Here is a 12906-nt window from a genome sequence, read left to right as displayed (position 1 = left end):
CAGAATGTACACTGCGCCAACGACCTACCCGCTACGCCTGTAATAAAAACACTAACGCGCGTAAATCAACATGGTGTATTGACACATCTGCAGCGGCAATTAATGTAGGCTTGCCATGAAATGCCACACCTAAATCGGCAGCTTGGATCATCGCAATGTCATTGGCACCATCACCAATCGCCACTCGTTGCCCTGATGCAATGGCCCATTGTTCGGCGCACTGACTAACCACTTTCGCCTTAAATTGAGCATCAACAACTTGACCAGTCACTTCGCCACTGAGCTTGCCATCCACAACAACCAGTTCGTTAGCAAACGCGGCATCCAGACCCAGCAATGTTTTTAAATAGCTCACAAAGGGTGTAAAACCACCGGATGCAACCACCAATTTCCATTGATGCGATTTTAGTTCGGCTAACATGGCTTCAAGACCGGGCATTAACGGTAACGTATCGCACAGCTCTTGAATAATGGCAGCATCGGCACCAGCAAGCTTACTGACCCGTAGCCTTAAAGACTGCTCAAAATCTAACTCACCACGCATTGCGCTTGCCGTGACGGCGGCAACGTCTTCACCAACACCGGCCATGGCAGCGAGTTCGTCAATACATTCAATGTCAATGGCTGTAGAGTCCATATCCATCACTAACAAACCCGGTTGATTTAGGCGCGCTAAAGGTTGTTGAATAAGTACAATTTCAGCGGCTATGTTCTGTGGAAATGATGCAATCCATTTATCATTTACTGTTTGAGTCGACAGTTCAAAACCTAATAAATCATTCTGCCTGACTAGCTTTGCGATATGAGCATCGGATGAAATTAACGATAACCAAGATTCAATCTCAGTTGAGCATTCAACACTAAAAATAATCCGACAACGATACGGAAAATAAGATTGTAAGCTCAGTAAATAATCAGATTCTTGATAACGATATAATACACGTCCTAGATGTTGATATTTATCACAAATATCTGAAAATAAGAAATTTAGTAAGACATTGTCACGTTGTTCCAGCATCAATATGGCCTCTTAGTATGTTACGACTATCTACTGACAAATTTTTCGATTAATATAGCTTTTTGATGATTCTGTGTAATGGGATCGGCACTTAATGGCTGCTCAACAAAAAAACAGCCTCAAGACAGCTTCCAATTAAATAGAAAAAACACTAAGGATTAAAGTGATTTTTGTTAAAGGTCTTAAGAAAAGACAAAAATTCAGCAGGATTGTGCAAATCATAGTGGCAATAGCGCTGATCTTCGGTCTGATGTACTTGTGGCAATCGAGTTTACGTAATGGTCAAAAATTACTAAATTCACAAACAAAAGTGATGGCAAGATTGTTAGCACAGCAAGCCGCTAATGGTGCCGCTCCGGCGATGTTTCTGCAAAATGATGAACAGCTACAATGGTTAGCATCAGCACTGGCTGCAGATCCCAAAGTGATGTCGGTCAATATCTATAATTCGCAAGGTGTCAGGTTAGCCTTTGCCCAAAGCGTATCTTATGAAAGCTTAGAAGCGGACTCAGAGGCGTTAAAAGGCTTATTAAAGCCGTATCCTCCTTTAATTGAAAACGTCATTCAAGATGATAACAATTTAGGCTATGTCGAAGTGCGTTTAAATCTGGATATCTTTTTTGACGAAATTAAAATCTTGCATGAACAGAATATGGAATTACAGCAAATGATGTTGATCGTAGCGGGCTTCATTGGCTTATTACTTTCACGGGCTTTATCATTTAAACGAGCAGATTTTGATCGCCGAAGGACTCGGGTCAAATTACATAAAAAAACCAAAAAAATATCGTTGACTCCCCAGCCGACTTCCGAAGCCGATACCGATAAAAGCCAGTAATCTAAAAAAACAAAAATGGGCACTAATCAGTGCCCATTTTATTATGTACAGTAAAAAATGTACCGTAAAGATTAGAACGTTAACGCTGCATCTAACGTCATAATAATCATGTCGCTGAATGTTGTTTGACGCTCATCAGATGTGGTTTTCTCACCAGTACGGATATGGTCTGATACTGTCGCAACACATAAGGCTTTAGCGCCCAACTCATGTGCAACACCATATAAACCAGCGGCTTCCATTTCGACGCCTAAAATGCCCATTTTCTCCATAACATCAAACATTTGTGGATCTGGAGTGTAGAATAAATCAGCTGAAAATACATTACCAACACGGACTTTAGTGCCATGTGCTTTAGCAGAGTCAACCACTGCACTTAATAAACTGTAATCAGCAATTGCGGCAAAGTCATTATCTTTAAAGCGTAAACGGTTCACTCTAGAATCAGTACAAGCACCCATACCAATAATCACGTCGCGTACTTTTACGTCAGTGCTAATCGCACCACAAGTACCAACACGGATTAGGTTCTTAACACCGTAGTCTTTGATTAACTCGTGTGCATAGATAGAGCAAGATGGAATGCCCATACCTGACCCCATAACAGAAATACGTTTACCTTTATAAGTACCGGTAAAACCTAGCATGTTACGAACGTCAGTGACTTGTTCGACATTTTCTAAAAATGTTTCAGCTATATATTTCGCACGAAGTGGATCGCCAGGAAATAAAACTGTCTCAGCAAATGCGCCTTCTACTGCATTAATGTGTGGTGTAGCCATTTGTATAACCCCTATATTTATATATTATTTAGTATTGCTTAATTATGTTTACAGTTTAGCAAAACCATTGAACTTTAAATAGAACCGTCGTTTGCAATTATGGCTAATTAATAAAAGATTCACCATAATCCATTGGTTCTAGTTCAAAATAACTCGCAATAGACTGACCAATATCAGCAAAAGACTGACGACGCCCCAATGAACCCGCAGGTAAACCTGCACCATAGGCTAATACAGGAACACGCTCACGAGTGTGTTCAGTGCCAACCCAAGTAGGATCGCAGCCGTGATCAGCAGTGAAAACCACTAAATCGTCAGGTTGCAAAATCGCTAACAGTTCGGGTAAACGCGAATCAAAATACTCAAGTGCTTTAGCATAACCAGCGGTATCACGGCGGTGGCCATAATGAGAGTCAAAATCAACAAAATTAGTAAATACTATGGTGTTATCACCAGCACGGTTAATTTGCGTTAATGTTTGATCAAATAACTCTTCAAGCCCGGTGGCTTTAAACTGCTGAGTAATACCACTGTGAGCATATATATCAGAAATCTTACCGATACTCACCACGTCACCGCCAGCGTCTTTAAGCTTATCTAATACGGTTGGCGCAGGGGGCAATACGGCATAATCATGACGGTTACCAGTACGCACAAAATCAGCAGCGCCAGTTCCGACAAACGGACGTGCAATCACACGGCCAATGTTATAAGGCTCTAACTCTTCACGGGCGATTTTGCACAAGTTGTATAAGTTTTCTAAACCAAAGCTTTCTTCATGACAAGCGATTTGGAAAACAGAGTCTGCAGAAGTATAGAAAATAGGCTTGCCTGTTTTCATGTGTTCTTCGCCTAACTCTTCTAGAATTTTAGTACCCGATGCATGACTGTTGCCTAGAAAATCTTCTAAACCAGCACGCTCAAGAATTTTATCGGTTAACTCTTTTGGGAATGAGTTGGTCAAATCACTAAAATAGCCCCATTCATAAAGAACAGGAACACCGGCCATTTCCCAGTGCCCACTTGGGGTATCTTTACCTGAACTTAATTCGTCTGCATGGCCATAAGCACCAATAATCTCGACATTATCATCAAATCCTGCAGCAAACTGACCCGTGCTTTCAAAACCAGCATGACCTAAGCCTAAGCGAGCAAGATTAGGCAACTTCAATGGCCCTTGACGGCCGATATCGGCTCGGCCTTCTGCACAAGCTTGAGCGATGTGACCAAAAGTATCTGAGCCAACATCACCAAACTTATCGGCATCAGTAGCAGCTCCTACTCCAAAAGAGTCGAGCATTAAGATAAAAGTACGTTTCATTATGTCTTTCCTTTATAAATCTGAAGCGCGAATATAACGATATATTTCAGGCGTCTTCTCAGGCGCGCTATCGCCAATAATAACCGCTTGCTGAATAGCCGCGGCAGCTTCTGCAAACGCATCTTCAGATTGAGCATGGATCATCGCTAACGGGATATCTTTGTTAACTGCCTGACCGAGTGCGCATACTTGAGTTAATCCAACACTATAATCCAGTGTATCTCCTGGTTTACGACGTCCGCCACCTAAGGTCACAACCGCTAAACCAAGTTCTCGTGTATCCATTTTGTAAGCAAAGCCAGATGTATTGGCGTATACAGGGCGAATAATCTTCGCGTGAGGTAAATACTTATCGTATGACTCAACAAAATCTGTTGGGCCACCTAAACCCGCCACCATTTTAGCAAATGCCTCTGCCGCTTTGCCATTATCTAATACAGTATTAAGTTTATTACGTGCTTCTGCTTCGTTGTGTGCAATACCACCCAAAACAAGCATTTCTGCACATAAACCCATGGTGACAGCATATAAACGAGGGTTACGATATTGACCTGTTAAAAAGTTAATCGCCTCACGCACTTCAACCGCATTACCTGCGCAAGAAGCCAATACCTGATTCATGTCGGTCAGCAATGCAGTTGTTTTTGTGCCAGCACCATTAGCTACCGCAGTAATACTACGAGCTAATTCTTCAGATGCCTCGTAGGTTGGCATAAATGCGCCACTGCCTACTTTGACATCCATTGCTAGCGCATCTAAACCTGCGGCTAATTTTTTAGATAAAATTGAGGCAGTGATAAGTGAAATAGATTCAACCGTTGCGGTATTATCGCGGATTGAATAAAAACGTTTATCGGCAGGAACAAGATCGCCCGTTTGGCCAATAATGGCCACACCAGCATCTTTTACCACTTTGCGGAATAATTCACTTGACGGTTCAGTTTGATAGCCTGGAATAGCATCAAATTTATCTAGCGTACCGCCAGTATGACCTAGGCCACGCCCCGAAATCATCGGCACATAACCACCACAAGCTGCAGCCATAGGACCAAGCATTAGGCTTATGACATCGCCTACACCACCGGTACTATGTTTATCGATAATAGGGCCATCAAGGCCGAGTGAATCCCAATTTAATACGGCTCCGGAATCTCGCATTGCTATCGTTAATGCAATACGTTCGTCCATATTCATATCTTTGAAGTACACCGCCATGCCGAACGCAGCAATTTGGCCTTCAGAAACCGTGTTATGGGTGATGCCATCAACAAAAAATTGAATTTCTGCAGTACTTAGTGCATCGCCGTTACGTTTTTTACGGATAATCTCTTGAGCAAGAAACATATTGAGTCCCTATTAGGCAATCCAACACCTTTAGGATCGCCATTAATATCTGGAATGTCATCAATTGATGACGCTTTGCATAACGATAATTCATCATCCAAAGTGGCTATTAGCGCATGGTGCGAATTAGTAGCCTGAAGTAGGCGTAGGCGCTTCAGTCAATTCGAGCGTATGCAACAAGCTATTTAATAAGCTAGATGCACCAAAACGGAATGTCTGCGGACTGACCCAATCTGCACCTAAAATACGCTCAGCTAAGGCTAAAAACTCTGCTGTTTTCGCTGCATCTCGCACGCCGCCAGCAGGCTTAAAACCAACCTGACGGTTTTTCTCGCTGATGACGGTTAACATAATTTCAGCCGCTTCAAGCGTGGCATTAACCGCAACTTTCCCCGTCGAAGTTTTGATGAAATTAGCACCTGCATCAATCGCTAATTCAGAGGCTTTACGGATAAGTGCGGGATCTTTTAACTCACCAGATTCGATAATAACTTTCAACAAGACATCATCACCACACTCTTCTTTACACGCTTTAACCAGTTCAAAGCCAACCGTCTCATTGCCTGCCATTAAAGCACGGTATGGGAACACGACATCAACTTCATCAGCGCCATAGGCAATGGCAGCGCGAGTTTCTAATACCGCTATAGCGATATCATCATTACCGTGTGGGAAGTTGGTCACTGTAGCAATCTTAATGTCTTCACAATCAAGTTCATTAAGTGTTTTACGTGCAATAGGAATAAAGCGAGGATAAATACAAATCGCCGCAGTATTGCCGGCTGGAGACTTGGCTTTGTGGCATAAATCGATCACTTTTTGATCGGTATCATCGTCATTTAACGTGGTTAAGTCCATTAATGAAATACCGCGTGACGCCGCTTTTTTTAAATCAGTCATAATTGCTCTCCGAAACGAAAAATCAAAGTCGATAATTTTTTTCAGGCAACACTATGTAGCTGGCATATTATTATAATTATGGCCGGGCCTTCAGTATTGCCAGTAAATCTAGGTGATATTTACTAACCTAAGTATTCAATCTGATAACGAGTACCACGACTTGAATCCTTGAAGACCGGAAAAGGTAAAACAAAGACATTTGTTTCAACTATTCCGCGAAAAATCCTTTTTAGCGCGTAAAAATAAGACCTTGTAGAGTACAAACCTTTATATAAAAACACTATTATTGGACAATGATTTTAAATGAAAGTTCGATATCCTTGTTACGGTAAAATATGGAGCCGCTAAACGCGGCTCCGTCACATTCACTATACCAATCTTAGAACTTGTAAGTTGCAGATAGGTAATGTGACCAACCAGAAGATTCTAACGCCAATGCACCAGCGCCATCTTCTAACAAGTAAACATCTTTAAAGCCTTTTAAGCCATAACCAAGCGCATATTGGTCTGAGTGCCAGTATAGACCGAAGAAGATGTTACCACCATCAGTTGTTGTCGGTACAAAAGCGGTTGTATCTTCGTCAGCACCAAATTGGTAATCAATATAACCTTGGAATGAGAAGAAGCTCTTGTTGTCGAAGAAGTAGAAAGGCTTGAACCAGTTAGCAGAGAACTGATAACCGTTCCATTCTTTAGCATTCATGTCGTAGAAACCGTACAGGTTCATACCCGTTTTACCTAACCAAGGTACGCTTACGTCTGCACCAACACCCCAGAATGTAGTGTTAACGCCTTCGCCGTTAAGACCATCCCAGTTAAACAAAGTAGAGAAATACACTTCTTGGATTGGACCAAAAGATAAATCTTTACCCGTAATCGCATCGATAGAGAAGCGCGGATTAAACTTCATGAAAATTTTGCTACTACCTGAACCAGGGTTTTTGTCACCATTGCTGGTTTCTTCATTAGCAAGGTTGAACACATCAACATAACCATAAAGATCTACAACACCAGAACGACCACCAAACTCCATTTCTAAGTAGTTGTGTTGATCACCAGAAGCTGGATTCTCTGGCTTTTCACCAATAGAGTACATAGCGTTAAACTGCATCCACTTGTAATCAGTACCGTGAAGATCGCTACGATCCGCAGCAAAAGCATTACCAGAAATGGCAGCAACTGTTGCACCCGCTAAAGCTAACATTTTTACATTTTTCATCATCAACCCCATGTATATTATTTAACTATCTTCTTGGATAGCACTTCATTTTAATCATTCGTAGTTTACCGTTACTGATATTAATCTCAATATTTAATCGATAAAAAACGAATACAAAATTCTATTTTGTGAACAATGTCGCGACTTTTTGTCTACGAATTGTTAACGCTTTGACATTTTAATTTTGACTAGAGGTTTTAATGTATCCTCTTTTACAATCACTAAAACGGCATAACTTCGTATTGGGAAACGGTGGATTAACACAAAAATCAATAACAACATTGTTACACACTGGGTCTTTAGTCTTTATGAATCTAAAGACCCAGTTTTTTGGGGGGGATACCCCCTGGACTTGCTCTTAGATAGCTAAGAATAGACCGGCTATTGTCGCGCTCATTAAGTTGGCAAGCGATGCGGCTATAACAGCACGAACACCAAGCTTAGCAAGGTCATGACGACGGCTTGGAGCCATAGCGCCTAGGCCACCGAGTAGAATTGCGATTGAAGACAAGTTAGCAAAACCACATAATGCGAATGAGATGATAGCTTGAGTTCTAGCAGTCATCGCAGCTTGTGTTCCTTCCACGCATAGTGGTAAGCCTTTAGCGACTTCACTAGCAACACTGGTACACGCTATAGCGGCATCATTAAGGTAAGGAGCAAAGTTTAGGTAAGCGACGAATTCGTTAACAATGATCTTCTGACCAATGAACGAGCCAGCAACCATTGCTTCATTCCAAGGCACACCGATAAGGAATGCTAAAGGCATGAACAAGTAACCTAAGATAAGCTCTAGAGTAAGGTTCTCAAAACCAACGAGTCCACCAAGGCCGCCTAACATGCCGTTAAGCATGGCGATAAGACCAACGAAAGCAAGCAGCATTGCACCAACGTTAAGTGCTAAATGCATACCAGAAGCAGCACCAGCAGCCGCAGCGTCAATGACGTTAGCAGGCTTATCAGTGTCTTCAGGCAGATCGTCCATTTCGTTTTTAGTTTCTTCAGTCTCTGGGTGAATAAGCTTAGCCATTAATAGGCCACCTGGAGCGGCCATGAAAGAAGCTGCAACCAAGTATTCAATTTTAACGCCCATACCAGCATAACCAGCAAGTACTGCACCAGCGATTGATGCTAAACCACCCACCATGATGGCGAATAGCTCAGAGTTTGTCATAGTCGCAATGAAAGGACGAACAACAAGCGGCGCTTCAGTTTGACCAACGAAGATGTTTGCAGTAGCAGCCATAGATTCTGTACGGCTTGTACCTAGAGCCTTCTGAAGACCACCACCGATGAACTTAATAACCAACTGCATAATGCCAAGGTAATAAAGTACAGCAATCAAAGAAGAGAAGAAGATAATGACGGGTAGTACGCGAATAGCGAAGACGAAGCCAACACCATTTGAGAACATTGCGTCAGTACCTAGACCACCAAATAGGAAGTCGATACCAGCTTGAGAGTAACCAATAACATTGGCAACACCCATTGATACACCGCCAAGCACTTCTTGCCCAACGGGTACATACAATACGAAACCACCGAAAGCGGCCTGAATTGCTAGTGCACCCAAAACGGTACGTTTGTTAATTGCTTTTTTATTATTTGATAGTGCGAAACCTATCAATAGTAAGGTGACCACCCCTACTAAACTCATTACTATATCCATTAATCATCACCCTTTTGTTAACAGTTTTTTTGAATGTTGTTAACTCACCTAATTTCCGCTGATGATTATAACTGAGCGTGAAACGAAAAGCGTCGTTTTGATCAAGTTTTTAAAGTTTAATTTCAAACCCTTACAACATTAAAAAATATTTAACTTAAGGTGTTCATTAAAAAATAACTAAAGGTCAAACAGTTGCAAAGCATTACCATTCAACTGTTCTAATATACAGACAGTCGACTTTTCCTTTAAAAATGCGATCTCGGACACAACACGGGGAAGGATGAGTGGGGTGTTGCGCGATTGTGGATGATCAAATGGCGCCATGCTAGGCGAATCAGTTTCCAATAAAAAATGTTCTAACGGTAAATTGACCACTGTTTCACGTAGTTTTTTTGCACTAGGGTTGAGTATTAAGCCACCAACACCTAATTTAAAACCGAGCGAAATATAACGTTTGGCAATGTCACTGTTACCATAAAATCCATGTACAACTCCGCCTCGTGTTAGCTTAAAATGCGCCAACATTGACAATAATTGTTGATGAGCTTTAACAGCATGTAAAATGACAGGTAATTGATAAGCTTTAGCAAGAGCTAACTGTTTATCAAGTAACAACAATTGCTTATCAGACCAATGATGTAATTTATCCAGCCCACACTCCCCAACAGCCACCAAACGCTTATTTTTACTATGCTGTTGTAAAATTGCATCCAGCTTAATAATGGCCGCATCAATGTTCTCAGGCACGTACCAAGGGTGAATACCAAGCGAAAAAAAACAATCAAATTGTTGCGCTATTTGGATTTGCTTTTGCCATTGGTCAACCGACACACCCGGTAAAATTACCGACGTAATACCACTACGATGCATAGCCTCAAACAGCTGTTCTCTATCATCATCGAACGCTGACATATCAAGATGAGCATGAGTATCAATCATAAGGTCACTGTTTTTCATTGGCACGATAAACCTGGTGCACTGTGGGTTCAGTTTTTGGTCTATCCATTTCAGGTTCGCTCAACCTTGGTACACAACTCCGTTTATTTTCTAGGGTTAATCCCATGTCATCACACCATAAAATGTATTTTTGCCAAGGTTTGACAATAAATAGCTTAATAATAGCGTTAACCATCCTAATTCCCTCATAAAAACAATAATAAAAAAGGCGGCAAAGCCACCTTTTTTAACATCTCTGCAAAAACCATGTTAACAATTAGTGTTCACGTGTCTTAGTGAACTCAATATCAGGATAGCGTTCCATGGATAAGTTTAGATTCACCATTGTTGGCGCAATATAGGTCAAGTTATTTCCGCCATCGAGGGCTAAATACTGACTACATTTACGCTGAAACTCTTCTAATTTACGCTCGTCTTTGCAATACACCCAACGAGCGGTACTGACACTGATACCTTCGTAGATAGCTTCAACGTTATATTCACTTTTTAAGCGTCCAACAACTACTTCAAACTGGAGTACACCAACCGCTCCCACAATGAGATCGTTAGAGTCAATGGGTCTAAAGACCTGTACAGCACCTTCTTCAGATAACTGAACTAATCCTTTAAGCAGTTGTTTCTGTTTTAAAGGATCTTTTAATCGAATACGACGGAACATTTCAGGGGCAAAGTTAGGCACACCAGTAAAACGTAATTTTTCGCCTTGGGTAAAGGTATCACCAATTCGCATCGTGCCATGATTATGTAGTCCAATAATGTCACCAGGATAAGCAGCTTCAGCACGACTACGATCCCCAGCCATAAAGGTCAACGCATCACTGACATTGACATCTTTACCAATGCGAACATGGTGCATTTTCATACCTTGCTCATACCGACCCGAGCAAACACGCATAAAAGCAACACGATCTCGGTGTTTTGGATCCATATTGGCTTGAATTTTGAAGATAAAACCAGAGAATTTTTCTTCATCAGGAGTGACATTGCGGACATCACTTTCACGAGGAAGCGGCTTGGGGGCCCATTCAACCATACCGTCCAGAATATGATCTACACCGAAGTTACCTAAGGCAGTACCAAAATACACTGGCGTAAGCTCGCCTTTTAGAAAGGCCTCTTGATTGAACTCATGTGAAGCACCCGCAACCAGTTCCATTTCTTCACGGATTTCAGCAGCATAAGAGCCAAGCACTTTGTCTAGTTCAGGATTGTGTAATCCTTTGATAATACGCTCTTCTTGAATAGTGTGACCCATACCACTCTGGTATAAAATGATTTCATCACGCAAAATATGGTAGACGCCTTTAAACTCTTTACCAGAGCCAATAGGCCAAGTGATAGGTGCGCAAGCTATCTTTAAAATAGCTTCGACTTCATCCATTAATTCAATGGGCTCACGAATATCACGGTCACATTTATTCATGAATGTCACAATCGGCGTATCACGTAAACGCGTCACATCCATTAATTTAATAGTACGATCTTCGACACCTTTAGCGGAATCAATCACCATTAAACAAGAATCGACCGCCGTTAGGGTACGATAAGTGTCTTCAGAAAAATCTTCGTGACCAGGTGTATCAAGTAAGTTGATGAGTGCGCCACCGTAAGGAAACTGCATAACAGAGGTGGTAATGGAAATACCACGATCTTTTTCCATTTCCATCCAATCAGATTTAGCATGTTGACCAGACTTTTTGCCTTTTACCGTTCCGGCCTTTTGTAAGGCGTTTCCGAATAAAAGTACTTTTTCGGTGATGGTGGTTTTACCCGCATCGGGGTGCGAAATGATGGCGAAAGTACGACGCTTGTCGACCTCAACGTTATTGCCTGACATGTTAACCTTGCACTAGCCGCTAAAAATGGGGCAAATTATACCGCCTATCGGCAGAATTGGCTAGGCAAAGTGTTTTTTAGCTTTTCAATGGTACTTGGGTAGACTGTTGGATCATATTTTTCATTTTAGCTAATTCAATTCTCGCATAACGATGCTCAACAAAATCATAAATATTAGTCGCTAACGTTAAACGATAAAAATTAGCAGCTTGCTGATATTGGCCATTTGCAGCAGCATGTTTAGCTAAGTAGAAATAAGCTTCACATAAGCGTTCAGCATATTCTTTTGGTTGAGACAAGCCCACTTTTGCAGCAGAAAATACTTGTTCTTGGTTGACGTTACCTATGTAAAAATCAACCAATATACTAGACCAATCTTCATCATTTAACTGTTCACGTTGTTGCGCCAAATTCACTAAAGCGGCATTTTTATCAACCGCAGCAGTCATCAAATAGAGCCAAAGAACCCGGTAACCATCACTAGGGTCTCGCGCATAAAATACTTTCATGTCGTCTACCGCTAATTCGTAGCGCTCGCCATAATATAATGCGATACCGCGATTTAAAAAGGCGTAATCATAATTAGGTGACAGTTCTAATACACCATCAAAGGCTTCATAAGCACTATCGAACTCACCTTCTTGAGTGTAGTAAATGCCCAGAAAGTTATAGGCATCAGCTAAATCGGGTTGTAATTTTAGTGCCTGATGAAAATCAATTCTACCCAGTAAGCGTAATCCGACACTGTCATAAATGACGCCACGATCGTAATGAAAACGTGCGCGTTGCTCGTCAGTTAACTCCATAGTAGCCAAAATTTCATTTAGCTTTGCCAGCGTCACTTCCAACTTATAGTCTGGCATGACAGGAGCGATAATCATCTGTCCTGCAATATTATCATTTGAACCTAACGTTGCAGTACACCCTGACAACAACATGCTTGCACCCACAACAACGGCAACGATTGTGGTGCGTAGTTTACATTCCATCCGCTTTACCTTATCAGGTTCTATTAATATTCA

The 12906-nt window shown here is 41.6% G+C and carries 12 protein-coding genes; 1 reads left to right on the top strand and 11 read right to left on the bottom strand.

Going from position 1 to position 12906, the window contains the following annotated elements; all coding sequences use genetic code 11:
* Window positions 1-31: 31 nt before the first annotated feature.
* Window positions 32-1018 (bottom strand): phosphoserine phosphatase SerB, encoded by a 987-nt coding sequence (gene serB, locus AAEZ02_RS08785; protein ID WP_351088678.1) that lies wholly within the window; start codon window positions 1016-1018, stop codon window positions 32-34.
* Between the two features lie 163 nt (window positions 1019-1181).
* On the opposite strand from serB, the gene AAEZ02_RS08780 reads away from it, so the two are divergent.
* Complete coding sequence (locus AAEZ02_RS08780; RefSeq protein WP_124012066.1) at window positions 1182-1856, top strand: AhpA/YtjB family protein; 675 nt, start codon at window positions 1182-1184, stop codon at window positions 1854-1856.
* A gap of 71 nt (window positions 1857-1927) precedes the next feature.
* Here the strand turns inward: AAEZ02_RS08780 and deoD are convergent, their stop codons facing one another.
* From deoD to nlpI, 10 genes are all read right to left on the bottom strand, one after another.
* Entirely contained in the window at window positions 1928-2638 is a 711-nt protein-coding gene (gene deoD / locus AAEZ02_RS08775; RefSeq protein ID WP_101032503.1) for a purine-nucleoside phosphorylase, read from the bottom strand.
* A gap of 103 nt (window positions 2639-2741) precedes the next feature.
* Window positions 2742-3959: a phosphopentomutase gene (locus AAEZ02_RS08770; protein WP_335686619.1), complete on the bottom strand. Its 1218-nt coding sequence runs from the start codon at window positions 3957-3959 to the stop codon at window positions 2742-2744.
* Window positions 3960-3971: 12 nt separating this feature from the next.
* Entirely contained in the window at window positions 3972-5303 is a 1332-nt protein-coding gene (gene deoA, locus AAEZ02_RS08765) for a thymidine phosphorylase (RefSeq protein WP_124012068.1), read from the bottom strand.
* Between the two features lie 126 nt (window positions 5304-5429).
* Window positions 5430-6203 (bottom strand): deoxyribose-phosphate aldolase, encoded by a 774-nt coding sequence (gene deoC, locus AAEZ02_RS08760; RefSeq protein ID WP_101032506.1) that lies wholly within the window; start codon window positions 6201-6203, stop codon window positions 5430-5432.
* A gap of 379 nt (window positions 6204-6582) precedes the next feature.
* Window positions 6583-7422 (bottom strand): nucleoside-specific channel-forming Tsx family protein, encoded by an 840-nt coding sequence (locus tag AAEZ02_RS08755; protein WP_351122775.1) that lies wholly within the window; start codon window positions 7420-7422, stop codon window positions 6583-6585.
* 358 nt (window positions 7423-7780) lie between these two features.
* On the bottom strand, window positions 7781-9091 hold the full coding sequence (locus tag AAEZ02_RS08750) for a NupC/NupG family nucleoside CNT transporter (protein ID WP_101032507.1): 1311 nt from the start codon (window positions 9089-9091) through the stop codon (window positions 7781-7783).
* A 177-nt stretch (window positions 9092-9268) separates the two neighbouring features.
* Window positions 9269-10030 (bottom strand): TatD family hydrolase, encoded by a 762-nt coding sequence (locus tag AAEZ02_RS08745; RefSeq protein ID WP_351122782.1) that lies wholly within the window; start codon window positions 10028-10030, stop codon window positions 9269-9271.
* A gap of 4 nt (window positions 10031-10034) precedes the next feature.
* Window positions 10035-10223: a DUF5363 family protein gene (locus tag AAEZ02_RS08740; protein ID WP_101032508.1), complete on the bottom strand. Its 189-nt coding sequence runs from the start codon at window positions 10221-10223 to the stop codon at window positions 10035-10037.
* Window positions 10224-10304: 81 nt separating this feature from the next.
* Window positions 10305-11885, bottom strand: a complete 1581-nt coding sequence (gene prfC / locus AAEZ02_RS08735; protein ID WP_101032509.1) for a peptide chain release factor 3 — start codon at window positions 11883-11885, stop codon at window positions 10305-10307.
* A gap of 76 nt (window positions 11886-11961) precedes the next feature.
* Window positions 11962-12873 carry a lipoprotein NlpI gene (gene nlpI / locus AAEZ02_RS08730; protein ID WP_351122772.1) on the bottom strand — a complete coding sequence of 304 codons (912 nt, stop codon included), beginning with the start codon at window positions 12871-12873 and terminating at the stop codon, window positions 11962-11964.
* Window positions 12874-12906: the final 33 nt, after the last annotated feature.

The organism is Shewanella sp. T24-MNA-CIBAN-0130, assembly GCF_040310185.1.
Classification (GTDB): Bacteria; Pseudomonadota; Gammaproteobacteria; order Enterobacterales; family Shewanellaceae; genus Shewanella; species Shewanella psychromarinicola.
This window is presented reverse-complemented; position numbering and strand designations above follow the sequence as displayed.